The 26,904-nt window shown below is 44.1% G+C and carries 25 protein-coding genes; 13 read left to right on the plus strand and 12 right to left on the minus strand.

All coding sequences use genetic code 11. The features are described from left to right. Nucleotides 1–111: 111 nt before the first annotated feature. A complete protein-coding gene (gene mdh / locus L3V36_RS10770) occupies nt 112–1,047 on the plus strand; it encodes a malate dehydrogenase (RefSeq protein ID WP_017095998.1) in 936 nt (311 codons plus the stop codon). 124 nt (nt 1,048–1,171) lie between these two features. Next, a complete protein-coding gene (locus L3V36_RS10775; protein ID WP_029406084.1) occupies nt 1,172–1,363 on the plus strand; it encodes a hypothetical protein in 192 nt (63 codons plus the stop codon). A 103-nt stretch (nt 1,364–1,466) separates the two neighbouring features. Here the strand turns inward: L3V36_RS10775 and ispB are convergent, their stop codons facing one another. Further along, nucleotides 1,467–2,438 (minus strand): octaprenyl diphosphate synthase, encoded by a 972-nt coding sequence (gene ispB / locus L3V36_RS10780; RefSeq protein ID WP_004735906.1) that lies wholly within the window; start codon nt 2,436–2,438, stop codon nt 1,467–1,469. 268 nt (nt 2,439–2,706) lie between these two features. Here ispB and rplU point away from each other — a divergent pair, with 268 nt between their 5' ends. From rplU to folA, 6 genes are all read left to right on the plus strand, one after another. Beyond that, nucleotides 2,707–3,018 carry a 50S ribosomal protein L21 gene (gene rplU / locus L3V36_RS10785; RefSeq protein ID WP_004740823.1) on the plus strand — a complete coding sequence of 104 codons (312 nt, stop codon included), beginning with the start codon at nt 2,707–2,709 and terminating at the stop codon, nt 3,016–3,018. Between the two features lie 19 nt (nt 3,019–3,037). Continuing rightward, a complete protein-coding gene (gene rpmA / locus L3V36_RS10790) occupies nt 3,038–3,295 on the plus strand; it encodes a 50S ribosomal protein L27 (protein ID WP_004735905.1) in 258 nt (85 codons plus the stop codon). A gap of 326 nt (nt 3,296–3,621) precedes the next feature. Further along, entirely contained in the window at nt 3,622–4,794 is a 1,173-nt protein-coding gene (gene cgtA / locus L3V36_RS10795; protein WP_208774770.1) for an Obg family GTPase CgtA, read from the plus strand. Between the two features lie 169 nt (nt 4,795–4,963). Then, on the plus strand, nt 4,964–5,731 hold the full coding sequence (locus L3V36_RS10800; protein WP_004735903.1) for a threonine/serine exporter ThrE family protein: 768 nt from the start codon (nt 4,964–4,966) through the stop codon (nt 5,729–5,731). Then, complete coding sequence (locus L3V36_RS10805; RefSeq protein ID WP_009847830.1) at nt 5,731–6,204, plus strand: threonine/serine exporter family protein; 474 nt, start codon at nt 5,731–5,733, stop codon at nt 6,202–6,204. The genes L3V36_RS10800 and L3V36_RS10805 overlap by 1 nt, the downstream gene beginning before the upstream one ends. A 95-nt stretch (nt 6,205–6,299) precedes the next feature. After that, a complete protein-coding gene (gene folA / locus L3V36_RS10810; protein ID WP_050546475.1) occupies nt 6,300–6,806 on the plus strand; it encodes a type 3 dihydrofolate reductase in 507 nt (168 codons plus the stop codon). Nucleotides 6,807–6,859: 53 nt separating this feature from the next. Here the strand turns inward: folA and apaH are convergent, their stop codons facing one another. The 6 genes from apaH to lptD form a co-directional block, all read right to left on the minus strand. Further along, nucleotides 6,860–7,663 carry a bis(5'-nucleosyl)-tetraphosphatase (symmetrical) ApaH gene (gene apaH, locus L3V36_RS10815; protein ID WP_065681813.1) on the minus strand — a complete coding sequence of 268 codons (804 nt, stop codon included), beginning with the start codon at nt 7,661–7,663 and terminating at the stop codon, nt 6,860–6,862. A 29-nt stretch (nt 7,664–7,692) separates the two neighbouring features. Beyond that, nucleotides 7,693–8,073 (minus strand): Co2+/Mg2+ efflux protein ApaG, encoded by a 381-nt coding sequence (apaG, locus tag L3V36_RS10820; RefSeq protein WP_004735899.1) that lies wholly within the window; start codon nt 8,071–8,073, stop codon nt 7,693–7,695. 82 nt (nt 8,074–8,155) lie between these two features. After that, the gene (gene rsmA, locus L3V36_RS10825) at nt 8,156–8,971 is read right to left on the minus strand and encodes a 16S rRNA (adenine(1518)-N(6)/adenine(1519)-N(6))-dimethyltransferase RsmA (RefSeq protein ID WP_004735898.1); all 816 of its coding nucleotides are present in this window, start codon (nt 8,969–8,971) and stop codon (nt 8,156–8,158) included. Continuing rightward, nucleotides 8,968–9,957, minus strand: a complete 990-nt coding sequence (gene pdxA / locus L3V36_RS10830) for a 4-hydroxythreonine-4-phosphate dehydrogenase PdxA (RefSeq protein ID WP_029222219.1) — start codon at nt 9,955–9,957, stop codon at nt 8,968–8,970. Before pdxA ends, rsmA begins: the two co-directional genes overlap by 4 nt. After that, nucleotides 9,947–11,242, minus strand: a complete 1,296-nt coding sequence (gene surA, locus L3V36_RS10835) for a peptidylprolyl isomerase SurA (RefSeq protein ID WP_208774772.1) — start codon at nt 11,240–11,242, stop codon at nt 9,947–9,949. Before surA ends, pdxA begins: the two co-directional genes overlap by 11 nt. 43 nt (nt 11,243–11,285) lie before the next feature. After that, the gene (lptD, locus tag L3V36_RS10840) at nt 11,286–13,640 is read right to left on the minus strand and encodes an LPS assembly protein LptD (RefSeq protein WP_102536971.1); all 2,355 of its coding nucleotides are present in this window, start codon (nt 13,638–13,640) and stop codon (nt 11,286–11,288) included. A gap of 149 nt (nt 13,641–13,789) precedes the next feature. Between lptD and djlA the strand changes: the two genes are divergently transcribed. Next, nucleotides 13,790–14,644 carry a co-chaperone DjlA gene (gene djlA, locus L3V36_RS10845; RefSeq protein WP_017077642.1) on the plus strand — a complete coding sequence of 285 codons (855 nt, stop codon included), beginning with the start codon at nt 13,790–13,792 and terminating at the stop codon, nt 14,642–14,644. 56 nt (nt 14,645–14,700) lie between these two features. Then, complete coding sequence (locus L3V36_RS10850) at nt 14,701–15,246, plus strand: DUF924 family protein (RefSeq protein WP_208774774.1); 546 nt, start codon at nt 14,701–14,703, stop codon at nt 15,244–15,246. Nucleotides 15,247–15,346: 100 nt separating this feature from the next. On the opposite strand, the gene L3V36_RS10855 is transcribed toward L3V36_RS10850, so the two are convergent. The 5 genes from L3V36_RS10855 to leuA form a co-directional block, all read right to left on the minus strand. Further along, nucleotides 15,347–16,129, minus strand: coding sequence for a DUF547 domain-containing protein (locus L3V36_RS10855; RefSeq protein ID WP_208774776.1), 783 nt, complete (start codon nt 16,127–16,129; stop codon nt 15,347–15,349). A gap of 194 nt (nt 16,130–16,323) precedes the next feature. Then, a complete protein-coding gene (gene leuD / locus L3V36_RS10860) occupies nt 16,324–16,926 on the minus strand; it encodes a 3-isopropylmalate dehydratase small subunit (RefSeq protein WP_004735889.1) in 603 nt (200 codons plus the stop codon). Between the two features lie 14 nt (nt 16,927–16,940). Beyond that, complete coding sequence (gene leuC / locus L3V36_RS10865; protein ID WP_208774778.1) at nt 16,941–18,353, minus strand: 3-isopropylmalate dehydratase large subunit; 1,413 nt, start codon at nt 18,351–18,353, stop codon at nt 16,941–16,943. A 117-nt stretch (nt 18,354–18,470) separates the two neighbouring features. Continuing rightward, nucleotides 18,471–19,562, minus strand: a complete 1,092-nt coding sequence (leuB, locus tag L3V36_RS10870; RefSeq protein ID WP_208774780.1) for a 3-isopropylmalate dehydrogenase — start codon at nt 19,560–19,562, stop codon at nt 18,471–18,473. Between the two features lie 97 nt (nt 19,563–19,659). Then, nucleotides 19,660–21,207 carry a 2-isopropylmalate synthase gene (gene leuA / locus L3V36_RS10875; protein WP_004735885.1) on the minus strand — a complete coding sequence of 516 codons (1,548 nt, stop codon included), beginning with the start codon at nt 21,205–21,207 and terminating at the stop codon, nt 19,660–19,662. A gap of 568 nt (nt 21,208–21,775) precedes the next feature. Here leuA and L3V36_RS10880 point away from each other — a divergent pair. From L3V36_RS10880 to L3V36_RS10890, 3 genes are read left to right on the plus strand one after another with little or no spacing between them, the layout of a single operon-like run. Continuing rightward, complete coding sequence (locus L3V36_RS10880) at nt 21,776–22,435, plus strand: TetR/AcrR family transcriptional regulator (RefSeq protein WP_017077646.1); 660 nt, start codon at nt 21,776–21,778, stop codon at nt 22,433–22,435. After that, the gene (locus L3V36_RS10885; RefSeq protein WP_102575977.1) at nt 22,435–23,772 is read left to right on the plus strand and encodes an HlyD family secretion protein; all 1,338 of its coding nucleotides are present in this window, start codon (nt 22,435–22,437) and stop codon (nt 23,770–23,772) included. Before L3V36_RS10880 ends, L3V36_RS10885 begins: the two co-directional genes overlap by 1 nt. Then, nucleotides 23,769–26,876: an efflux RND transporter permease subunit gene (locus L3V36_RS10890; RefSeq protein ID WP_102455854.1), complete on the plus strand. Its 3,108-nt coding sequence runs from the start codon at nt 23,769–23,771 to the stop codon at nt 26,874–26,876. Before L3V36_RS10885 ends, L3V36_RS10890 begins: the two co-directional genes overlap by 4 nt. Nucleotides 26,877–26,904: the final 28 nt, after the last annotated feature.

Below are 26,904 nucleotides of genomic sequence, written 5' to 3' on the forward strand. Positions count from 1 at the left end.
GCGTTAATTGATTGTAATCACTTTGTGATTAATATATTTTTTTAACCATAATTTAGCTCAAGAACTACCCTACCAAGAATTTATAAGAGAAATCTCTCAAGGAGAATAACAATGAAAGTAGCTGTTATTGGTGCCGCTGGTGGCATCGGTCAAGCCCTAGCCCTACTACTAAAGAACCGCCTACCTGCTGGTTCAGATCTTGCACTTTACGACATCGCTCCGGTAACACCGGGTGTCGCTGCCGATCTTAGCCATATCCCAACACCTGTTTCGATCAAAGGTTACGCGGGTGAAGATCCAACACCAGCACTAGAAGGTGCGGATGTTGTGCTTATTTCTGCGGGTGTTGCTCGTAAGCCTGGTATGGATCGTGCGGATCTTTTCAATGTGAACGCTGGCATTGTTAAGTCTCTTGCAGAGAAAATCGCAGTTACTTGTCCTACTGCTTGTGTTGGTATCATCACTAACCCAGTAAACACAACAGTACCAATCGCTGCTGAAGTACTTAAGAAAGCGGGCGTTTACGACAAGCGTCGTTTATTCGGTATTACTACTCTTGATGTTATTCGTTCTGAAACGTTTGTTGCTGAGCTGAAAGATAAAGATCCAAGCGACATCCGTGTTCCTGTTATCGGCGGTCACTCTGGTGTAACGATCCTTCCTCTACTTTCTCAAGTTGAAGGCGTAGAGTTTACTGATGAAGAAATCGCAGCGCTAACAACTCGTATCCAAAATGCGGGTACTGAAGTAGTAGAAGCTAAAGCTGGCGGCGGCAGTGCAACACTATCTATGGGTCAAGCGGCTTGTCGCTTCGGTCTTGCTCTAGTGAAAGCGCTTCAAGGCGAAGAGAACGTAATTGAATGTGCATACGTTGAAGGTGAAGGCGAGCACGCACCATTCTTCGCACAACCAGTTAAACTTGGCAAAGACGGCGCAGAAGCGATCCTTAGCTACGGTGAACTGAGCGACTTCGAACGCAACGCATTAGACAGCATGCTAGAAACGCTAAATGGCGATATTGAGATTGGTGTTGAATTCGCTAAATAAGCGGGACACCATTTAACTCAGCCAAAAGATAGTTAATAAGAGCCGATCATTATGATCGGCTTTTTTGATCCTAAAATTCAAGTTGTTCGTATCTGTCTATATAACCAAGGTGGAGGTAAAGTTTATGGCTACTGTTGAAAAGGGTATGAATGTCCAATATTTGGGGCGCTTAGGAAAAATATTGGTCATTGACGAGCAAGAGCAGTACGCCTTGGTAGAGACTTACAATGGGCATGAGCAATACGCAGTGCCAATGGAAGAACTTGAAGAAATTGAAGTACAACTGCCGCTGTCATTAGAAGCGAGCCGATATTGAATTTGGCTCTCTTACAAATATTTGTTCAAAACTAAAAAAGAGCCCTGAGGCTCTTTTTTGTTATTTATATTAGAAGCTAGAAGCGAGTTGTCTATTAACCTGCTTACTTGCTGCGTTTAACAGCTAAGTGTGCGAGCGTGGTTAGCGCTTGCTTATATTCTGAATCAGGAAGTACAGAAAGCTCAGCAATGGCTTTATCTGCTTCTTCATAGGCTTTATTTGTTGTGTACTCTAACGAGCCTGTCTCTTTCATAACAGCCATAATGTCGTCGAGACGCTCCATACCATTGGCTTTTTCAATCGCTTCTCGAATCATGCTGGTTTGTTCAGGAGAACCATTGTGCATTGCGTAAAGTAGAGGCAGTGTTGGTTTGCCTTCGGCTAGATCGTCACCAACGTTCTTACCCATCTCTTTACCATCAGCAGTGTAATCCATCACATCATCAATCAATTGGAATGCAGTGCCTAGGTATTTACCGTAGTTTTGCATAGCCGTTTCGATTTCAGGTGATGATTCGCTAAGAATTGCACCGATTTGCGTTGCAGCTTCAAACAAGCGAGCGGTCTTCGAGTAGATGACCTGCATGTAACTTTCTTCTGTGGTGTCCGGGTTATTACAGTTCATTAATTGTTGAACTTCACCCTCGGCAATCACGTTAACTGCTTCACTCATTAACTCAAGGATCTTTAAGGATCCTAGCGTTGTCATCATCTGGAACGAGCGAGTGTAGATAAAGTCACCCACCAAAACGCTAGCGGCATTACCAAAAGCTGCGTTGGCTGTCGCTTTACCGCGTCTCATGTCCGACTCGTCGACGACATCATCATGGAGAAGGGTAGCTGTGTGAATAAACTCGATAAAAGCTGCAGAGGTGATATGAGCTTCACCTTGATAACCAAGTGCACGAGCAGATAAAAGAGCAAGCAAAGGACGTAGGCGTTTGCCACCACCGCTAACGATATAAAAACCAAGCTGGTTGATTAAACTTACGTCAGAATTAAGTTGGGCTTGAATTGTTTCATTCACTTTTGCCATATCATTGGCAGTAAGCGTTTGGATAGCTTTAAAATCCATTGTTCATCCGGCTGAAGTTAGACCCTGTAAGGCTTATACGTTGTATTCAATTGTTGAATAATACACTAAAAAACGTTGATTAATACATCACTTAAAGGCATCATTGCCGCACTTTTCTTTGGCGAACATGTTTTCGCCAATATTTTAAAAATATGGCTTGTCATAGCGGCATGATTCCCGTAGAATCTGCGCCCTATTGATTAGTTTAGCGCACACCCGAGTTGTAGAATTAACAACCATAGGCTGTGCGGAAAAAGCGGAGTAAAATATGTACGCTGTTTTCCAATCTGGTGGCAAACAACACCGAGTAAGCGAAGGTCAAACACTTCGTTTAGAGAAATTAGACGTTGAAACTGGTGCAACTGTAGAATTTGATAAAGTTCTTCTTGTTGCTAACGGCGAAGAAATCGCTGTTGGTGCACCTCTTGTTGAAGGTGGCAAAGTTACTGCAGAAGTAGTACAACACGGTCGTGGCGATAAAGTAAAAATCGTTAAGTTCCGTCGTCGTAAGCACTCGCGTAAGCAAGCTGGTCACCGTCAGTGGTTCACAGAAGTGAAAATCACTGGCATTAACGCTTAAGTATTAGGAGAGTTTAACAATGGCACATAAAAAAGCTGGCGGTTCTACTAATAACGGCCGCGATTCAGAAAGCAAACGTCTTGGTGTTAAGCGTTTTGGTGGTGAATCTGTTCTTGCAGGTAACATCATCGTTCGTCAACGTGGTACTAAGTTCCACGCTGGCACAAACGTTGGCATCGGTAAAGACCATACTCTTTTCGCTCTTACTGAAGGTAAAGTGAAATTTGCAGTAAAAGGTCCTAAAAACCGTAAGTTTGTAAGCATCGAAGCTGAGTAATTTAATCTTTTATTAGATTATTTATACTAGCTTTCAAGCTGAATTCAAAAGCCCTGCCGATTCGGCAGGGTTTTTTATTTATAGCGAGAATAAAAAAGTAGACGCTCTTGTTTTGGTTTTGAGAAGCCGTTTTATTTTTGAGAAACAGTTTGGTTTTATTAAGAAGCCGTTTGTTTTTTAAGATACAGAAAGCAAAGAACCTCTCCTTATTTGTTCCTTGGTTGCAGATCGATCTAGATCTTAGGTGATCGATCTAAACACGGATCTGCTAGAATTTATATCACTCCTTGATGAGTGGTAACGCAACGTAAGTGCGGAGTTAAAAAATGAAATTCGTTGATGAAGCATCAGTAAAAATAGAAGCCGGTGATGGCGGTAATGGTACAGTAAGCTTTTGGCGCGAAAAATTCGTCGCTAAAGGTGGTCCTGACGGCGGTGATGGCGGTGATGGTGGTGATGTTTACATTCAAGCGGATGAAAACTTAAACACACTGATCGATTACCGTTTCCAACGTTTTTACAATGCTGAGCGTGGCGAAAATGGCCGCGGTGGTAACTGTACTGGTAAACGTGGTAAAGATATGACAATGAAAGTACCAGTAGGTACTCGCGCTGTTGATATCCACACTAATGAAATCGTTGCTGAAGTTGCTGAGCACGGCAAGAAAGTCATGGTTGGTAAAGGTGGTTGGCACGGTCTTGGTAACACGCGTTTTAAGTCGTCTGTTAACCGTGCTCCTCGTCAAAAGACAATGGGTACTAAAGGTGAAGTTCGCGAACTACGTTTAGAGCTTCTTCTGCTAGCGGATGTTGGTATGCTTGGCTTGCCAAACGCTGGTAAATCTACGTTTATTCGCTCAGTATCTGCTGCAAAACCAAAAGTGGCTGATTACCCGTTTACGACGCTAATTCCTAGCTTAGGTGTGGTAAGTGTTGTCCCTGAGAAGAGTTTCGTCGTTGCCGATATCCCTGGCTTGATCGAAGGCGCAGCTGATGGCGCTGGTCTTGGTATTCGTTTCTTGAAGCACCTTGAGCGTTGTCGCGTTCTTCTGCATATGATCGATATTTTGCCGATCGATGGTTCTGATCCTATTCAGAATGCACTGACGATCATCGATGAGCTTGAGCAATACAGTGAGAAAGTTGCACAGAAACCTCGTTGGTTAGTGTTCAATAAAGTTGACCTAATGACTGAAGAAGAAGCTGACGAAAAGATTCAAGAAATCGTCGAAGCTTTGGGTTGGGAAGGCGAGTACTTCAAGATCTCTGCTGTAAACAAGATCGGTACCAAAGATCTTTGCTTTAAACTGGGTGAGTTCATGGAGAACCTACCTCGTGAAGTTGAAGCAATTGAAGAAGAAGAAAAAGTTAACTTTATGTGGGATGACTACCATAAAGATGCGATGGCTGGTAAGAATGTCGTTACTGAAGATGACGACGACTGGGATGATTGGGATGACGAAGAAGATGACGGTCATGTTATCTATGTTCGTGATTAATAATCCTCGTAGTTTCTTATAAGCACTTTGGTCGCTTTTTCTAAGATACGCTGATAGTTTTATTAAACCGCAATGAAAATTGCGGTTTTTTTGTATCTAAATCATGACGTCTTGCTGTTTTTTATGCAAAATTTATCTTTAGATAATTAACGCCTATGGGAAGGAAATCATGGCATCAAAACAAAGAGCGATCTCAAGGTTAGTCGCTCAATCAGGACAAATGTTATTAGCTCATGGCGCCGAGAGCACATTGGTCGGTGACATAATGCGCCGTATCGGTATTGCTTGTGGGGTGAATGAGGTTGAAGTTGCACTGTCAGCCAATGCATTGGTTGTGACAACAGTAATGGATGATCATTGCATAACGACGACTCGAAGTTGCGCTGATCGTGGCATTAATATGCAGGTGATAACCGAGATTCAACGTGTGTGTATCATGATGGAGAAAGGGATTCTTGATTATGATTTAGCTTATAAGAAGATCCAAGGGATCAGTCCTGAACGCTACAACCGTTGGTTAGTTGTCGTAATGATAGGGCTATCGTGTGCTTCTTTTAGCCGTCTTGCTGGTGGAGATTGGCATGTCTTTATGATGACGTTTATAGCTTCGGCTTGCGGTATGATCGTGAGACAAGAGATCGGCCATCGTCATTTTAACCCCTTATTAAATTTCGCTATTACCGCTTTTGTCACCACCACCATTTCAGCTCAGGCGGTGCTCTACAATATTGGTGGTCAACCTACTATCGTGATGGCTTCGTCAGTATTGATGCTAGTGCCTGGTTTTCCTTTGATTAACTCCGTAGCAGATATGCTTAAAGGCCATATAAATATGGGTCTCGCACGCTTCACCATGGCCAGTTTATTAACGTTGGCTACAAGCTTAGGTATTGTCGCAGCGATGAGCCTATCTGACGTATGGGGGTGGGTGAACTAATGACTATTTTTGAACTTTTTGTTGGGTTACTCAACGACATGTTTTTTGCTGCGATTCCTGCGGTTGGTTTTGCATTGGTGTTTAACGTGCCACAACGAGCGTTGATCTATTGTGCTCTCGGAGGATCCATTGGCCACGGTAGCCGTTACTTAATGATGCATTTCGGCATTCCCATTGAATGGGCGACGTTCTTTGCTGCTACATTGGTAGGTATGATAGGGGTGCATTGGTCGCATAAATTGTTAGCGCACCCGAAAGTATTTACGGTTGCAGCCTTGATTCCGATGGTCCCTGGCGTGTTTGCCTTTAAGGCGATGATTGCTATGGTTGAGATTAACCGAGCCGGATACAACCCAGAACTATTGGCATTGTTGATGGAGAACTTTTTGAAATCGATGTTCATTATCGCAGGGCTTGCGGTTGGCTTAGCAGTGCCTGGGCTGCTCTTTTATAGAAGAAGACCGATAGTATAATCGCATAATGATTTACCCTATGAGGGAAATCGGTATAATCTGTGTCTCAGAAATTACAGAGGTATAGAGTTGTGAAAATTAGCTTAATTGCAGCTATGGCTCATGGTGGGAAAATTGACAAGAGAAATGGTTTTTATTTACCTGAAGCTGGTGACAGAATTATTGGTAAAGAGAATGCCATGCCATGGCACTTACCTGCTGATTTTGCTTGGTTTAAAAAACACACTCTAGGAAAACCAGTAATTATGGGGCGCAGAACTTATGATTCTATAGGTCGCCCTCTTCCTGGAAGACAGAATATAGTTATCAGTCGTGATCCTGGGTTATCCATCGACGGGGTAACAACAGTTACATCTACAGAGGAAGCTCTGAAAGCTGTTGGAGACGTTGAAGAGGTAATGGTTATAGGTGGCGGTTCTATATATGAATCTTACCTTCCTATAGCAAATAAACTATATTTAACATTTATTGAAGCTGAAATTGAAGGTGACACTCGCTTTCCTAGCTGGGGAAGTGAAGGTTGGACTTGCGTATATAGTAAAGATTATATGAATGACGATAGAAATAGCTTTGATATGCACTTCGTTATTCTAGAGCGTTAATTATAATGAATGCTTGCTATCAATTGGTAGCAAGCATTTTAGTAGCTAACAAGTTATAGCGCTTTTTGAGTGAAAAACTGTTTGTCTTCCCAGCGAAGTATCGTCAAGTCTCCCCCCCACACACACCCAGTATCAAGTCCAATCACATCTTTTCCTGAGTAACCTTCTAGCGCAGCCCAGTGTCCAAAAATAACTGTTTTATCCAGCTTTATACGTTGTGGTAGGTCAAACCAAGGCACTAGCGGCTCAGTTGTAATTTCGTTTGGTGGAAGTTTACAGGCCATATCGAGACGACCATCAGTAAAACAGAATCGCATTCTAGTAAGGCTGTTGATCGCATAGCGATAGCGCTCAATCCCTTCTAAATTTTGACGCCATAAGTCAGGTGTGTTGCTGTACATATTCTCGATAAGCCATTGCCACTGATCGGATTTTAATAAATCAGCTATTTCCAGATTTTCAATCCGTGCTCGCTCTAGATCCCATTGAGGTGAGATACCAGCATGAGACATCACGAACTCTGGATGCTCCTGAATTAAAGGCTGTTGTCTTAACCATTCGAGCAACTGTTCACGGTCTTCCGCATCAAGAATAGGTTGAGTCTTATCTTTTGCTTTAGCTGGAAATAGCCCTAAGGAAACCGCAAGTAGATGCAAGTCATGGTTACCTAATACAACCTTAGCTGCGTCACCTAGGCTACGAATAAAGCGTAGTGTCTCCAATGATTTAGGACCTCGAGCGACCAAGTCACCAGCGACCCATAAGGTATCTTGTTGTTTGTCAAAGTTGACGGTTTCAAGCAGTAATTGAAGTTCGTCGAAGCACCCTTGGATGTCCCCGACAATATAATTCGACACAATAATTTCCTGTAGGTACAGATGTACGGCTAATTAAGAATATTAGGGATCGCGAGTCTAAATGGATCCACTTCAGTTATGAAGTCGATGCCTTTGTTATCTGTCATCACATAATGACCTTGCATAACACCCACAGGAGTTTCGATGACGGTACCACTGGTGTAAGTGTATTCGTCGTTGGCCTCAATCACGGGTTGTTGCCCAACTACGCCATCACCTTCTATGGTGAGTTGTTTGCCGTTGGAGTCGGTAATCAGCCAGCGGCGAGACATGAGTTGAACCGTTGTTTTGCTGAGGTTTTTGATGGTAATGATGTAGGCGAAGACGTAGCGGTTCTTCGTTGGTTCAGATTGTTCCTCTATGTATTTAGAGTGAACCTGACATTTGATACAAGGCGTAGATATATCCATATTCGCACCTTTTGTTGTTGGTATACTTTAAAGTATTACATAAAAAACAGGCTCCTCACCGAAGTGTAGGAGCCTTTTAGAATTATTTGTCAGCGCTGTGAGTGTCGTACAACCAGTTTGCCATGTCGACAAACTGCTCGAGCGTTAAATTCTCAGGACGCATGCCTGGGTTAACACCCAACTCTTCAAGTACTTCCTTGTCGATTAGGCTCTTGTAGCAGTTACGAACCGTTTTACGACGCTGGTTAAAGCCTTCACGACATACACGATCTAGCCATTTCAGATCTTTTGCCGGGTAAGGTAGCACTTCGTATGGCTGTAGGCGTACTACTGCAGAATCTACTTTCGGTGGCGGAACGAAGGCCGTTGGTGGCACTTCTAGCACAGGCGTCACTTTACAGTAGTATTGAGCCATTACCGTAAGACGACCATAAGCTTTAGTACCTGGGCCGGCCGCTAATCGGTTAACCACTTCTTTTTGAAGCATGAAGTGCATGTCTTGCACGTCTTTATGGAACTCAAAAAGGTGGAACATCAATGGTGTCGAGATGTTGTATGGCAAGTTACCGAAAATACGTAGCTTGTTGTTTGGCTTAACAAGTTGTTCGAAATCGAACTTCATTGCATCGCCTTCATAGATCGTTAGCTTATCAGCCAGATCGGGATGGTTGCGAAGACGTTCAGCTAGGTCTCTATCCAATTCGATAACTGTAAATTTATCGACAAGCTTACCCACTGGCTCAGTAATTGCGCCTAGACCAGGACCGATCTCTACCAAGTTTTGACCTGGTAGTGGGTTAATGCTCGATACGATGCCATCAATAATGTATGGATCGTTAAGGAAGTTTTGACCAAAACGTTTACGCGCTTTGTGCCCTAAGTGGACATCATTTCTCATTGCTTTTTCTCTACTAATTCAATGGCGTGCGTGAGCGCTGTTCTAAAGCTCCCTGTATCGGCTTGGCCTTTCCCTGCCAAGTCTAAGGCGGTACCGTGGTCGACTGATGTGCGAATAAACGGTAAGCCAAGCGTGATGTTCACTGAGCGACCAAACCCTTTGTATTTCAATACCGGGAGTACTTGGTCGTGATACATACCTAAAACAGCATCTGCATCTTGCAAATATTTTTCATTAAAGATGGTATCTGCTGGCAATGGGCCAACTAAATTGATGCCATCTTTTTGGCGAATTTTTTCTAGCGTCGGGGTGATGGTTTCTATCTCTTCACGTCCCAAGCAACCATCTTCACCAGCATGTGGATTCAAGCCACACACGTAGATAGTTGGTTTCTCAATAGCAAATTTTTCAACCAAATCTTTATTCAGAATTGCAATAATTTGCTCTAATCTGTCTTCGGTCACTGCTTGAGATACATAAGCTAGTGGGATGTGCGTTGTTACTAGCGCAACACGCAGCCCTTCTGTTGCCAACATCATCACCACCAGTGGTGTATTGGACTTCTCTGCAAAGAACTCAGTATGGCCGCTAAAAGCAACGCCAGCTCGGTTAATTACACCCTTGTGAACAGGGCCGGTGACAATAGCATCAAATTCATCATTCATACAGCCAATTGCTGCGGTTTCTAAAGTATTTAATACGTAATGACCGTTCGCTTCATTGAGTTGGCCAGCTACGGCAGTTTCAGCCAGTGGAACGTGTTTCACAACTAGTGTTCCGGAGCGTTGAGGTTGCTTGGGCGCAGTTGAATCGTAATCCAACAGCTCAACCTCGATCCCTAACATTTCAGCTCGCTCTGCTAGTAGGGTTTTATCGGCACAAACGACGAGCTGATGTGGCCAGCTTTCTTGGGATAAGGCGAGAGTCAAATCTGGCCCAATTCCCGCTGGTTCACCTGCCGTAATGACAAGGCGTTTAGTTGTCATTTTGGTCATCCTCAACCATTTCAACAAAGGCACTTGCTCTTACTTCTTGCAGCCAAGCGCCAGCTTCTTCGTTGAACTTACGGTTAAATAGAATTTGGTAAGCTTTGTTTTTCAAAGCTGAATCGGTACGGTCTACTTCTCGACGGTCTAGTACTTCAACAATGTGCCAGCCATGCACGGTTTTAAATGGTGCGCTGATCTTACCTTCAGGAAGCGTTTCTACTTGGTGCTTAAATTCAGGTACATACAAATCCGGTGTTTGGTAGCCTAGTTCACCATCTTGCACTGCAGAGCCTGGATCTTGGCTGTATTGCTGCGCAAGTTCACCAAAGCTCGCTTCACCCGCATTAACACGACGCGTGATTTCCTCTAATTGCTCCTTGGCACCGTCGTCACTTAAGATGACGGTCGGTTTAATTAGGATATGACGAGCATTAACTTCCGTTACCGCTACCGTTTCCAAGCCTTTCACATCTTCAATTTTCAGAATGTGGAAACCAACGCCGCTTCGGAAAGGACCGATGATGCTGCCTTTATTCTGCATTTTGATTTGGTCTGCAAAAATGGTAGGCATCTCTTCTTTACGCATCCAACCCCAGTCACCACCTTGTAGTGCTTTAGGGCCTTTTGAATAAGTATAAGCCATGGTGCTGAAATCTTTGCCTGAGTTAAGTTCCTCAACCACCTCTTTAGCTTGAGCTTGTAGCTCTTCTTTGGTTTGGTCATCATTAAAGCGAAGTTGGATGTGGCCGATTTTGTATTGAACGGTCGCGTTAGTCTCTTGCGCCAAGATATCCGCAAGGTTATCGACTTCAGCTGGAAGAATGTTGATACGACGACGCACTAAGGCGTTACGCGCTTCACTTGCCGCAATCTCTTTTCTTACTTGTTCGCGAAATGCATTGTAACTAAGGCCTTCTTCAGCAACCGATGCTGTTAATTGTTCTACAGTCTGGTTGTTGTCTTTCGCGATGCCTTCGATTGCTTGATCAAGTCGAGCATCATCGATACGAACGCCAATACGCTCTGCTTCTTGTGTTTGAATGGTATCGATGATCAGCTTTTCAAGCACTTGCTCATTGAGAACGTCTTGCGATGGTAGTGTTTGGCCGCTTTTCTTAGCATTTGCGCGCAGCGTCTTCATTGAAGCATCGATGTCGCTTTGTAAGATCACGCCTTCGTTAACGATAACTTTTACGCTGTCTAGTTCTACCGGCGCTGCGTAGCTTACTGATACAGTACAAGCTGCTGCGATGGCAATTAATGTGCGTTTCCACAATGTCATGTGTAATCCTTTAAATTTACTGACGTTTTATCAGTAAAGAAAATTAGTTGTTTAAGAAGAATGGGCGGCCGTATTCTAAAGAGTTTCCAGAGCTATCAAAGCCTGAAACGTTTGATCCCGATCCCGCCGATGTACCGAAGCCCACAATACCAAAATTGACACTAAAGTTGTTTTCGTAGACAGGGTCAGCATTAATGTCTGAATAGCCGCTACCAGTCCAGCTTCGGAGTTCGTTGCTATAGGTAACTCCCACGTACCAACAATCATCTTTATAGCGCAGGTTAGCTAACCACTCGATAGCAATGTTTTCGTTCATATCATGGTAGTACTGGGCGCTGGCGTACCATTTCGGAGTGAATTGGTAACCTGTGACTAAACCTGCTTGTGAGATACCTTCCCGTGTAATCTCATCAATATTAGTAATTGTCTCGCCGACATTATCTTCAATGTACTCTTTAGTGACGTAGCGGTAGTTTGCTTGAACAAAACCGTTACTGTCTATTCGATATTCAATTGTACTATTAGCTAGTTGCATTTCTGCTGAATCGATATCGTATTGAACGCCACCATGGTAAAAAAGGTAGTCATCGTAATTAAAGTCGACCTCAACTGCCCAGGATGAATAATTAGATTTTTCTGTTGAATCGTTGTTGCCAGTTGATTGCTTTGTTTCTTTATCGATATAAAAAATTTGACCGAAAGAAATATTAAGACGTTCTTTGTACTCGTCATCAAAGAAGCGAGAAGACGCACCATAGCTTAGCTGATTTGCAGCCGCTATAAAATCAACCCCACTGTATTTCCTACTTCTAAATAAGCCGTAATAATCTGTCTGTAAAAGAGTAGTATCGTAGCGAGCAATGTTATTTTGTTCTTCTTCGGGAACGTAAAGGTATTGAACTTGTGGTTCAAGAGTTTGTGTGTACCCGTTCATTAATGTAGTGTCGCGCTCAAGTACAATACCTGCATGACTTCTAAATTCGGGTATAACTCTGCTAACACTTTCTTCTAAATCAGCATACTCTGCTACAGATGTATCCACACCACTCAGGTCTTGGTTATAGTATGTTCCAAGTAGGCGAGCCTCGGTTGTCCATGTACCCCAAGTTGTACTTAATGGTACTTTTAACCCTGGTTCTATGTGCAATCGTGTTGCTGTTGGTTTTCCTTTTGCATCTGTATCAAATTGAGAGATATGACTAATCATATCCACCTCTACAGAGTCCCATATAATAGGAGCGTAATAGTTAAATGTTAGCTGCGGCATTAAACGATAGGCTTGGTTATCTCCATCGGTAAGTACTTGGAAGTCACGAACTGCGATGGATGCATCCCAGTTTAGAGATCGGTAAGTAACTTGTCCTGATTGTAAAAGCTGACCGTCTTCTCTATTACCGATATTTGAATCCACATCTGAAAAATAATTAACATCACTAACCTTTGAATAGTCGATGTCAAACTTCCATGCTTGTTGATAGATCCCTTCAAAGTTGAACTGCCCACCCCAACGACTGCCTTGTTCCGGGTATTTATCATCACTTTCTAGGAACTCAAACTTTAAGTTACTTTCACCAAAATCACTTAAATGACGGAACTCGTTATTAAGTTGCGTTCCACGTTCTGCCATATATTTAGTTGTGATAAGTAGATCGTAGTTTGGTGCTATATTCCAATAAAATGGTACTTCGGTTTCGAAACCATCACTAGAGCCGTATGAAATCGTTGGGTACAAAAAGCCAGTTTTACGTTTATCACCCACTGGAACGGTGAGATACGGCAGATAGAAAACAGGAACATCTAGAATTTCAAAACGCGGATTGTAGAATGTGGCTTCTTCTTCATCTTGATCTAGTTCAATACTAGAGGCTTTTAATCTCCATGATTTATCACCAAGTGGACAGGATGTGATAGATCCGTCTTCCATGGTATAAACCGCTTTGCCAGTGCGAGATATATATTGGGCATCTCCTCGGCCTGGTTCACAAAGAAACTGATATTGAGTGTTCTCTAATTCGATTTGATCAGTATTTAGATTATTTGTCGCTTTATCGGAAATGGATTTTATTTGGCCATCACTAAAGTTTACGTTGCCTTCAGCTACAACGATATTTTCTTGTTGGTGCAGGGTCACATTATCGGCAAGGATGGTCTTGTTCCCTTGCGTAACTCTTACGTCACCCGAATATATTGCTTTGTCACCATTGATAGCTTCTAAGCGATCTGACTCAACATGAGCGGGTAGTTGTGTCTCGTTTTCTGCAGCGGGCTCGATCAAGCATTGATCTATAGAGGGCATTTCCTGCACACTACTATCGGTGATTGTTTCAGCTTGAGTTGTCGACACGTATAATGCCGTACTTATAGACGCGGCTAACAAGGTGCGGGAAAAAGATTGCATGAAGTTGAACTATCCTGTGTCACTAGATGAAGGGTTGATCTAGTATCAATCCAATTAATAAAGCATTTTCCTTATGATAAAGGAAATATTAGCATTCAGCATCATCAGACAGCGTTACTCAGATAAAATTCATAGATAGAGAACACATAATGCAAATATTTGGCAAAATTTTGGGCGCGTTTTTTGGCTTTTTATTTGGAGGGCCGCTCGGTTTAGTTTTTGGTCTGTTTTTAGGGCATCAATTTGATAAGGCTCGACGTTTAAGCCAATCGGGCTTCAATAGCTCTGGTTTTGGCCGAGGTCCAAGCCAAGCTGAAAGACAAAACGAGTTTTTCAAATCTGCTTTTGCGGTTATGGGACACGTTGCTAAAGCTAAGGGGCAGGTTACACCAGAAGAGATTCAGCTCGCTTCTACAATGATGGAGCGTATGAACCTGCATGGCGAACAACGTAAAGCGGCTCAAGATGCTTTCCGTGACGGCAAAGAGAGTGACTTCCCATTAAGCGATGTACTTGAACGTGTGAAAATCTCATCGGGTGGTCGTTTTGATCTTCTGCAGTTTTTTCTTGAGCTACAAGTGTCCGCAGCATTTGCCGATGGAAGCTTGCACCCGAGTGAACGTCAGGTTCTGCATAAGATAGCGCAAGGTCTTGGATTTTCTGCAGAACAGCTAGAGCGCCGCTTGCAGATGCAAGAAGCAGCATTTCGTTTTCAACAGCAAGGTGGAAGCTTTGGTGGCCATCAAGGCCATGGGCAATCATCGGGTTGGCAACAAGCTTCGCAACAAAACCAACTGGCCGATGCGTTTAAAGTTCTCGGTGTGAGTGAAAGTGCCGACGGTAAAGAGGTTAAGAAAGCTTACCGCAAGCTGATGAATGAGCATCACCCAGACAAATTGATGGCGAAAGGTTTACCACCAGAAATGATGAACGTTGCGAAAGAAAAATCGCAAGAAATTCAAAATGCTTATGACCTAATAAAGAAGGTCAAAGGTTTTAAGTAACCGAACATTAAACCGAGTAATAACAAAATTACTCGGTTTTTATTAAAGGGAATTATATGACGGTAACGTATCAGGATGTTCTAGAATTTTGGTTCGATGAATTGACGCCAAAAGACTGGTTTACTGGCGGCGAAGAAATTGATGTTTTGATAGAGTCTCGATTTGCTGAGGTACACAAAGCAGCAGCTCAAGGGGAGCTATTTGAATGGCGACAAAACGCACAAGGACGATTGGCTGAAATTATCGTGCTTGATCAGTTTTCTCGAAATATGGGTCGAAACAGTCCAGTAGCATTTTTGGCTGATCCTATGGCGTTGGTTTTAGCGCAAGAGGCGGTAGCGGGTGGTTTTGATCACCAGCTTAACGAGCAACAAAAAAGCTTCCTGTATATGCCTTATATGCACAGTGAATCTTTGTTGGTTCATGAACAAGCCGTGGAGCTCTTTTCTCAAACGGGATTAGAACATAATCTTGATTTTGAGTTTAAGCACAAGGTCATCATTGAGCGTTTTGGTCGCTACCCTCATCGTAATGAGGTGCTAGGGCGAACTTCGACTCCTGAAGAGGTTGAGTTCTTACAGCAACCGGGCTCAAGCTTTTAATCGTAGAAATACGGTCAAAGAATTGAGAAGAGGCTAGAGGTTAATAAAAACCTTTAGCCTCTTTTTTGTTTAGCTGCATTCATGAGCTTTAACGTTAAAACTAGTTTGCTTGGTTAAGCGACCAATCATAGTCATAACTGATTTTTTCAGTGTTCGTCACCGGCTTTGTTCGATACTGGTCTAAGTGCTGAATGAGCTGTTTCTCTGTACCAAAATCCACAGCAAACCATTCGTAAATCGATGATAGTTGGATTTTGTTGTTTCCAATCAACACGCCCTTATCGCTATTTACAAAATCACTAGCAGCTTGTTCTAACAAGGCTTCAGTGTTGTCAGAGGTAAAAGCTTCAGGCTGTAAATTAGGACAACCTAAACTCGCACAATTCACTGCATAATGCGTGCGTGGATCTTGCCAAATCGGTCTTAAGATTCGATGCTCAATATCATTGAGTGTTAGTGACTTCCCGTTAACGATTACTACATCATCTCCCCACGGTCCAAAACTAAACAGTCCGCCGAGCTTGGTGATGGATTTTATTGGGTAAGCATCGAGAATTAGATCGACAGTCACGGCGTTATATAGATTAACCCAGTAGGCATATTGTTCCGCTCTTGAATAGTCGAGTGGATTCAACTGCTCTAGCCTCTTGATGTATTGCTTGAGCTTTGTCTTATCTGCAGTGCTCACAGCTTGATAGCGAACTAGGGTGTTTTGCCCTTGTTTAACTAAGTAGTTATCGATAAATTGCTGCCAGTCTTGATGAGATACCTGTTCTTGGTTGGTTTCATTGCTTTGGTTCCAGTATGGCCAAAGATCAGATTTAGGCGCAGACCAAGCTAAGGTTGAGAAAAGTAGGCTGACAATAAAAAGTAGTTGTTTCATGGCATTCTCCTGATGACTGACTATTAAGACCTTATGCTTTACGATTTTCTTTCATAGCTCTTCAGTTAAATAGCGGAACTGATCAAAATAAAGGGATGAGCCTAATAAGCACATTAAGTTAAGCTAAAAGCTCAGCCAAATAAAAAAGGTTGGCACTAGGCCAACCTTTTATATGTACACAAAACTGTGTGATGCTATTTCAGAAAGCTAGGAATCTTAGCTTCAAACTCTGAAATCTTATCTGCGTGTTGAAGCGTTAGGCCGATGTTATCTAGACCATTCAGCAAACAGTGACGACGGAACTCATCAATTTCAAATGAGTACTCTTTTCCATTAGCACTGACTGTCATTGCTTCTAAATCAACGTCGATCTCAGCACCTTCATTCGCTTCAACGAATTGGAAAATCTCATCAACTTCTTGATCAGTAAGACGAACAGGAACCATCTGGTTATTGATCGAGTTACCGTAGAAAATATCTGCAAAGCTTGGCGCGATCATCACTTGAATACCGTAATCGGCAAGCGCCCAAGGTGCATGTTCACGAGATGAACCACAACCAAAGTTTTCACGAGCCAGTAGAATTGAAGCGCCTTTATAACGTGGGGCGTTCATTACAAACTCAGGGTTTGGCTGTTGGCCTGCGTCATCAAGGAAGCGCCAGTCGTGGAACAAGTGCTTACCAAATCCAATACGGTTCACTTTCTGTAGAAACTGCTTTGGAATGATCGCATCAGTATCGATGTTGGCCGTATCTAGAGGAACGACTAATCCGGTGTGTTGTTGAAAACCTGACATGTTAAATCCTCTAATTAAAGTTCACGAATATCGACAAAGTGACCAGCGATTGCCGCTGCGGCTGCCATTGCTGGGCTAACTAGGTGCGTACGACCATCACGACCTTGGCGACCTTCAAAGTTACGGTTTGATGTAGAAGCACAGCGCTCTTGTGGACCTAAACGGTCATTGTTCATTGCAAGACACATAGAGCAGCCTGGTAGGCGCCATTCAAAGCCTGCTTCGATGAAGATCTTATCTAGGCCTTCAGCTTCAGCTTGCGCTTTTACTTGCTCAGAACCCGGAACGATCAATGCTTGAACATGTTTCGCTACTTGGCGGCCTTTTGCTACCGCTGCTGCTGCGCGCATGTCTTCGATACGAGAGTTAGTACAAGAACCCACGAAAACTTTATCGACGTTGTAATCAGATAGAGATTTACCCGCTTCAAGCCCCATGTAAGCCAGCGCTTTTTCAGCAGATGCTTTTTCAACAGGGTCTGCGAAGCTTTCTGGTGCTGGGATTGGTGTGTCTACTGAGATCACCTGACCTGGGTTAGTACCCCAAGTGACTTGTGGTTTGATGTCTGCCGCTTCTAGCGTTACAACAGCATCGAATTCTGCATCAGCATCGGTTTTCAATGTGTTCCAGTATTCAATTGCCTCTTCTAAGTCTTCGCCTTGTGGAGAGAACTTACGACCTTTGATGTATTCGTATGTTGTTGCATCTGGAGCAATTAGACCCGCTTTAGCGCCAAGCTCGATCGCCATGTTACATACCGTCATACGACCTTCCATTGTAAGGTCGGTAATCGCCTCACCACAGAATTCAACCACGTAGCCTGTACCGCCAGCCGCCGTTGTCTTACCGATGATCGCCAGTACGATATCTTTTGCTGTAATACCTTCCGCTACTTGACCTTTGACTTCAATCTTCATGGTTTTAGCGCGAGCTTGTTTTAGCGTTTGCGTTGCTAGAACGTGCTCAACTTCAGAAGTACCGATACCGAATGCAAGAGAACCAAATGCACCGTGTGTAGCCGTGTGTGAGTCACCACATACGATGGTCATGCCCGGTAGCGTGATACCTAGCTCAGGGCCCATTACGTGCACAATGCCTTGGTATTTGTGGTTTAGGTCGTAAAGCGTGACACCAAACTCTTCACAGTTCTTCGATAGCGTTTCCATTTGGATACGAGCCATCTCACCAGAAGCGTTGATGTCTTTGGTTTGTGTCGATACGTTGTGATCCATGGTCGCAAAAGTTTTGCCTACTTGGCGAACTTTACGACCTTTTTCACGCAGGCCATCAAAGGCTTGTGGCGACGTTACTTCGTGGACTAAGTGGCGATCGATATAAAGAATTGGTGTTTCGCCTTTCGCTGCAACCGCAACGTGAGCGTCATAAACTTTTTCGTATAAGGTTTTTGCTTGCTGGTTTGTCGACATAGCTTTTCTTCCTTGGGAGCATCAGTCCCAGTGTTTGTTTCGAGCCAAGTCATGCTATTTAAGCTGACTTGGCTTGATATTATTCTTATGTACTTGCTTCTAATCTAAGCATCTAGCTTATGAAGCTAAGATGTACTCAGCGATCTTGTCACCCATTTCAGAGGTAGTCAGCGCTTGGTTTTTGCCTGCAAGGTCAGCGGTTAGCTCGCCTGCAGAAAGTGCTTTAGATACCGCTGTTTCGATGTCTTGCGCTGCGGCTTCTTCGCCTAGGCTGTAACGAAGCATTAGCGCTGCAGAAAGAATTTGCGCTACTGGGTTCGCGATGTTCTTACCGGCGATATCTGGTGCGCTGCCACCTGCTGGTTCGTATAGGCCGAAGTTACTTTCGTTCAAGCTTGCAGAAGGAAGCATACCCATAGAACCCGTGATCATTGCGCACTCATCAGAGATGATGTCACCGAAGATGTTTGAACATAGCATTACGTCAAACTGAGATGGATCTTTGATTAGCTGCATGGTCGCGTTGTCGATGTACATGTGGTTTAGCGTGACATCTGGGTAGTCTTTCGAGATTTCTTCAACCACTTCACGCCATAAGATAGAGCTCTGAAGAACGTTTGCTTTATCGATTGAGTAAACGTTTTTGTTACGTAGACGAGCAGATTCAAAAGCAATCTTCGCAATACGTTCGATTTCGTAACGGTGGTAAACCTCAGTATCAAAGGCTTTCTCTGTTGCGCCTTCGCCTTCACGACCTTTAGGTTGGCCGAAGTAGATGCCGCCAGTTAATTCACGAACAACAACGATGTCGAAACCATTACCTGAAATGTCAGCACGCAAAGGAGAGAAAGGCTCTAAACCTTTGTGGATTTGTGCAGGACGTAGGTTACAGAACAATTGGAAGTGCTTACGCAGAGGAAGTAGGGCACCACGTTCTGGTTGATCGTTTGGTGGAAGGTGTTCCCACTTAGGACCGCCAACCGAGCCGAAAAGTACCGCGTCAGATTCTTCACAACCTGTTACTGTCGCTTCTGGAAGTGGACAGCCGTGGTTATCAATTGCGATACCACCAACATCATACTCTTCACGAGAAAAGCTAATCGCGTGCTTCTTTTCGATTGCGTCTAGCACTTTGTGTGCTTGCTGCATTACTTCTGGGCCAATGCCATCACCAGGTAGTACGGCAATCTTGTATGATTTATCAGTCATGTTAATCCTTTAATTCTTGTTACTGAGCTAGTTGGCTCGTTTTAAATTTTGTCCCTAAAGCCAACAACAGCGGCTCTAGGGCTCTGTTATCGGGTGCTTAAACTGTCGCGATTCTTTGCTGCTTCATTTCAGCGATGGTGTCTGCACGTTGAATGCTATTGATAACGTGCAATAGCGCTTGACCAGAAGCTTCAACGATATCCGTTGAAACGCCCGTACCGTGGTACTTACGGCCTTTATAGTTCGCAATAATATCGGCTTGACCTAAGCCATCTTCGCCTTCGCCTTTCGCGGTCAGGTCGAATTTATCCAATGCAATTTCGTAACCCGTTAAGCGGTAGATACATTGGTATAAAGCATCTACAGGGCCGTTACCGACAGCCGCTTCGCATTTCTCTTCATCGCCACATTGCAGCTTGATGCTGGTGGTAGACATAACACTACCAGATTGTACGCTTAGGTAGTTAAGTTTATAGAAGTCATCTTCGTCGCGTAGGTTCGCGAAATGCATTAATGCTTCTAAGTCGTAATCGAATACTTGGCCTTTACGGTCAGCCAGCTTCAAGAAGTCTTCGTACAATGAATCTAGGTTGTATTCGTTGTCTTTGTAGCCCATCGCGTCCATGTGGCTCTTAACAGCCGCTCGGCCACTACGGCTTGTTAGGTTCAATGCCTTGTTCTTCAAACCGATAGACTCAGGCGTCATGATCTCGTAAGTGTTCTTGTTCTTAAGCATGCCATCTTGGTGAATACCTGAAGAGTGGCTGAATGCGTTAGCACCGACGATTGCCTTGTTGTCTTGAATTGGCATGTGGCAAAGCTGGCTAACCAACTTACTGGTGCGGTGAATCTCTTTATGATCCAAGCCGGTGTGAACACCCAAAAGCTCTTGACGAGTTTTGATGATCATTGCGATTTCTTCTAAAGAACAGTTACCTGCACGTTCGCCAATACCATTGATTGTGCCTTCAATTTGACGAGCGCCCGCTTGCACAGCAGCAATTGAGTTTGCAACCGACATACCTAAGTCATCGTGACAGTGAACAGAGATGATCGCTTGGTCGATGTTGGGTACGCGATCGAATAGCGTTTTGATAATGCCACCAAACTCATTCGGTACTGTATAGCCTACCGTGTCTGGAATATTGATGGTTTTTGCGCCAGCGTTAATCGCGGCTTCAACCATACGACATAGGTTGTCGATAGGGGTACGACCGGCATCTTCACATGAGAACTCAACATCGTCAGTGTAGTTACGCGCGTGTTTGACGGCTTTCACTGCCATCTCGACAACATCGTCGTAGCTGCGGCGTAATTTGTCTTGTACGTGAACCGTCGATGTAGAGATGAAGGTGTGAATACGGAACTGGTCAGCAACTTTAAGCGCTTCTGCAGCGGCGTCGATATCTTTCGCTACGGCACGAGAAAGTGCACAAATACGGCTGTCTTTGATGTGTTTAGCGATGGTTTGTACAGACTCAAAATCACCTGGCGAAGAGATAGGGAAGCCAGCTTCGATAACATCGACACCCAGTCTCTCAAGAGCATAAGCGATCTGTAACTTCTCTTTTACCGTAAGGCTTGCAGCCAATGCTTGCTCGCCGTCACGTAAGGTAGTATCAAAAATTATTACTTGATCGTTCATGGGTGCTTCCTTATATCGATAATGAATCGATTGCTATCCAAATTATTATTAAGAATGATGTTCTTTTAAAAGTGCCAGTTACAAAAAAACCCGCTCAGTGCGGGTTTTAATATTTGTGTAGTTCTTGACCCACAACTTACCCGCGCGATTGGTTCACGATAAGGAGAAGTTTCAGCAGTAGAGAAGAAGAAAAAATCATTACACAAATATCCGTAAATAAACTGTTAACACCATATTTACCGTAATTTATTCTGAGCGTCAAACAAGAAAATCCAATATCAGCGTACATTGGCAGTGTTTTGGTTTGGTTTGTGCTGTTTTTTGTTCTTTAGTTGGCTAAATCGACTGATTGGTGGTTTTGTATTGGCGGGTTAGTTTATCGTTTGGTCGATGTGTAGGTTAAAACTTTGTAGTAAATCTTTTTGATGGAACGATTCACCAAAAAAATTACAAGCGTGACCCAATTAATTAATCACTTGATTAAATAGTGAGTAATTAATCTTCTACTGTTACGCCTGTTTATCTCTATAATTAATCGGATGATTAATTATAGAGATGGATTTTTGCCATGACGGCACGAAAAGCGGGGCGACCTCAACAGAACTTAGATGTTCGACAGTTATTGATTGAGCATGCTCGCGATCTGTTTGTTGTTCAGCCATACGACAAGGTCTCGACACGTCTGATTGCTGATCGTGCGGGTGTGAACATTGCGATGATCCGTTATTACTTTGGCAGTAAGGCTGGGTTATTTGAGGCGATGCTACGTGAAACCCTACGACCGATGCAATTGCAGATGCAAAGGTTGGTTGAAGAAAGCAGTCATGAGAACTTTCTTGATTTAATGCGGACTTACTACAAAGAGATGGTCAAGGTGCCCAAGTTTCCACGCTTGATTGCCCAAGTAATGAATATGCCTCCCTCTGAAGTGCAAAGAGAGTTGCTCGAAAAGGTTTTCCTCGATGTGGCCAAGCCAGCCCAAGATGTCATTTTTGAAAAGTTGGTGGCACAAGGTGTCTTAAGAAAAGAGATGGATCCCAAGCTCTGTCGCGTGTCGTATATAAGCTTGATGGTATTTCCATTCATTGCACCGCCCCCTCTATTAGCAATCCATGGTATTGAGATTAATGAAGAATTTCTTAACCGTTTAATCGAACACAACATTCAATTGATGACAGAAGGCTTTATAAACACGCCTAGCCCTTCTTCCGTGCAGGACCAAAGATAATGAAAATAAATAAAAAACTACTCTTCTTTCCGGCACTTGCGGTTGGTGTCATTGGCCTTGTGGTTGCGATTAACTTGAAGCCGGATCTTCCAACCAAGCCTGCGGGTGATAGAGCTCGCTTAGTTGACACAGTAAGCCTAGAGCAACAACTGATAGCACCGTTAGCGGTTGGTTTTGGCAAAGTGGTGCCGAAAGTCGAATGGAAAGCGATTGCCGAGGTGACAGGACAGATCGTTTATCGCCATCCGGATCTTGAGAAAGGTCAGGTGATCCCCGCCGGAACGGTCGTGCTCAAGGTTGATCCATTGGATTACGAATTGAAGCTGATACAAGCAGAGGCGGATCTAAAATCAAGCCAAACCTCATTAGCAAAATTGAATCAAGAAGAAGACAACCTGAATCAGACTCTTAAGATCGAAAAGAATCGCTTAGTGATCAGCAACAAAGAGCTACAACGTAAACAAGATCTGCGTAAGAAAGGGCTGACTTCTCAATCGGATGTCGACCTGCAACAACAAAGTGCACTTTCTCAACAGAAGCTAGTGTTGGATATCGCGAACCAAATCGCTTTAATGCCTGATGAAAAACGCGTTGCGGAAGCGGTGATAAAGGTCAATGTATCTAAAGTGAAAGAGGCGCAGCGCTCTCTCGATAAGACCACCATCATTTTGCCAAGAGCGATGAGAATTGCTCAAGTTGATATCGAACAAAATCAAGTGGTTAATCTTCAGCAAGAGATGTTTGTTGCTCACGGAATTAATGTCATGGAAGTGGAGGCGCAACTTTCTATTCACGATATGCAAACTTTAGCCTCGAGCTTTAATCAATTCCCTCGCGATGCTGCAGGTATCCCTAATCCTTATGAAGCGCCAATCAAAGCGACGATTCAACTTAACAGCGGCAACCTGAACCTGAGTTGGCCTGCGAAGGTGGCAAGAATCAGTGAGACGGTTGATGAAAACCAAGCGACGGCCGGAATTATTCTCGAGATCGCTCAAGACTATTCACAACTGCAGCCAAGCAATGCGACCCCTTTGGTCAACGGCATGTTTGTAAAAGCTGAGATTGAAGGTGTCGCGAATCTAAGTTGGGTGGTTCCAGAGCGAGCACTGCACGGTGATAAGGTTTACCTGATGGATGACAATCAGCGCTTGCAAGTAGTGAATGTTGAAGTGCTTTATCGCAGAGACAATCAAGTGATTGTGAGTGGTGAGCTACAAACGGGAGATAAACTGGTTCTCAATGATGTCCTGCCAGCAATCGAAGGCATGTTACTGAGAGAATCGAACTCTACAGAGGTTAAGCTTGAATCTGATACTCAGGAGAGTGCGTCATGATCAAGTTCTTTTCTAGGCACCCAACAGCTGCAAACTTGTTGATGCTTGGGTTATTGATCATGGGTATAAGCTCATTATCAACCATCAAGCGTGAAACCTTCCCCGCTTATGATCCGCCTTATATTATGGCTGCCATCGTTTATCCCGGTGCATCACCACAAGAAGTGGAAGAAAGCCTGTGTGTACGAATGGAAGATGCCGTCGATGGCCTAGCTAACATTGAAGAGACTCAGTGTGAAGCCATAGAAGGTAGTGCACGTCTAATCCTGAAGTTGAATGAGAAAGCGGATATCGGTCGAATGCTGGTGGATGTGCAAACTCAAATCAACTCGATCAATGATTTCCCAACTGAGATTGAATCGCCTGTTGTTCAAGAACTGGATTGGAATGAACCGGTTGTTGATATCGCCATCACAGCAGAAACATCGTGGCCGGAGCTTAAGGCCTACGCTGAAGACCTCAAACGTATCATGAAGCTTGATTATGATGTTTCACTGGTCGATGTTAGCGGCTTCTCTGATCATCAATACCGCGTTGAACTGGATACCCAAGCCATTCGCCAGCTGGGTTTGAGTGTCGGTGATATCGCAGACCAGATTGGCCGTCAGAATGTAAAACTGCCAAGCGGTAACGTTGAAACACCAGACAAGAATTTTCTGATTCGTTTTGATGAAAGACGAATTACACCGGTTGAGCTGGAAAGCATCGTGGTTGGCTCTGCGCCTAATGGATCAGTGATCCGTCTGAGAGACATTGCAAAAATAACCGACCGCTTTGAGCTTGATGAACAGAAGGTGTTGTTTGATGGAAAGCCATCGGCTCTGTTGAAAATCAGTAAAAACAAAGAAGATGATGCGTTACGAATCAAAGAGAACGTGACGCGTTTCGTTGAAGATCAGAGCGCGATTGCCCCTGATGGCGTGACGCTACAAATGACCAACGATCTCTCGTCGGTACTTTGGGATCGCTTAACCATGATGGTGCGCAATGGCTGGCAAGGTATTGTTCTGGTATTTGCCACCATGTGGTTGTTCTTCAGTTTGCGTTATTCATTCTGGGTAGCTGCTGGCCTGCCGGTAGCCTTCCTTGGTGGTTTGTTCTTGATGGCTAACCTTGGTTTATCGATTAACATCATGTCATTGGTTGGCTTGCTAATGGCGATTGGTATCATGATGGATGACGCCATCGTGATTGCCGAATCGATAGCGTCCCATTTAGATCGGGGGCAAAACGTTGATGATGCGGTGTACAACGGCGTTAAGAAAGTGCTTCCCGGAGTCTTATCTTCTTTCTTAACTACGGTGTGTATTTTCGGTAGCTTGCTGTTTCTCGATGGGGAAATGGGCGCGGTGCTTAAGGCTGTTCCTCAAGTATTGATATTAGTGCTCTCGTTGAGCTTGATTGAAGCCTTCCTGATTCTGCCTAATCACTTGTCTCATTCATTACACAAAGAAAAGAATGACAAGCCAGCGCTGCGCTTCAAAGTTGTGTTGTTAGAGAAGTTTGAGAACTTTCGTAATACCACCTTGATGAACATGGTTGAGAAAGTGGTTACATTCCGCTACGCCTTTATGGGCGGAGTGCTGACCCTGCTGTTGCTTTCGGTAGCCTTGATTGCTGGTGGCGTTGTTAAGTTCCAACCTTTCCCTGAGCTTGATGGTGATATTGCCGAGGCGCGTATCATTCTTCCGCCGGGCGCATCATTGTCTCAAACCGAGAGAGTCGTAGACAAAATTGTCGCGTCTGCTGAGCGTTTGAATGAGCAATGGAGCGAAGAGGTTGAGGATGGTAATAAATTGGTTGAGCATATCACCAGCCAATTCAATGCCAACGCAGACGCCAATGAATCAGGGCCACATTTAGCTACTGTGCGTTTAGACTTACGCGGTGCAGAGAGCCGTAACACGGTTATCGATGATTTCATCAATGCATGGCGTGAAGATATCGGCGATTTGGCTGATCCTATCTCGCTGGTTTTTAAACAACCGACGATGGGGCCGGGTGGCCGTGCTATCGAGATCCGTGCCAAGCATGATGATCTGGCTGAATTGAAGTCTGCTTCTCTGGAGATTCAGGAATACCTCAATCAGTTTGACGGAGTGCATGGTGTGCTTGATGACATGCGCATGGGGAAAGAAGAAATCTTAGTTAAACTTCGCCCAGGAGCCGAAACCTACAATGTGAATGGGCAGATGATAGCGTCCCAATTACGAGCGGCTTTCTTTGGGCAAACTGCGGATGAGATTCAAATTGGCGTTGAGAACATCTCGATTGAGGTGCGCCTTGATAAAGAACAGGCAGGCGATTTACAACAACTGGCTAACTTCCCAATCATCACAGCAGATGGCAGCCAGATTCCGCTAGCGACATTGGCAACGCTAGATTTCCAACGTAACTACGTACGAATCCAACGTATCGATGGGCTGAGAACCATTAGTATCTTTGGTGATGTTGATAATAAGAAGGCGAGTTCTTCAGCAATTTTGGCTCAGTTCCAAAAAGATGAAGCAGCCAAACTTATTCAGAAGTACCCGGGCTTACGCTTTGATTTCGAAGGGGAAGCCAAAGATGCAGCTAAGACTGGAGCCTCGATGGGCAAAGGCTTCTTGCTCGGCCTATTCGGCGTGTTTGCGATTCTTAGTTATCAATTCCGAAGCTACTTAGAGCCTGTGGTCGTGATGTTGGCGATTCCACTCGCCTTTATTGGAGTGGTGGTTGGGCACTGGATACTTGGCCACTCTTTGAGTATGCCAAGCATGATGGGCTTTGTGTCGCTTGCCGGTATTGTGGTAAATGATTCCATCTTGTTGGTGCAGTACATTCGTCACCATGTCGATGAGGGAGATAGCGTGCACGACTCGGTAGTGAAAGCCAGTCGCGAGCGTTTCCGTGCGGTATTCTTGACCTCAATGACGACAGCGGCAGGTTTGCTACCGCTGTTGACGGAAACCAGCTTACAGGCTCAGGTTATCCAGCCTCTGGTTATTTCTATCGTGTTTGGCATATTTGCCTCGACCTTACTGGTGTTGTTTATGATCCCTGCGGCCTACGCGATACTGGCGGACTTTGGTTTAGTGAAAAAGCATGAGCCATTAGCGCTATAACCTTTAGCGCTATTATCATTAGTGAGCA

It is taken from the genome of Vibrio sp. G-C-1, from assembly GCF_021728015.1.
In the GTDB taxonomy this organism is placed as follows: domain Bacteria; phylum Pseudomonadota; class Gammaproteobacteria; order Enterobacterales; family Vibrionaceae; genus Vibrio; species Vibrio splendidus.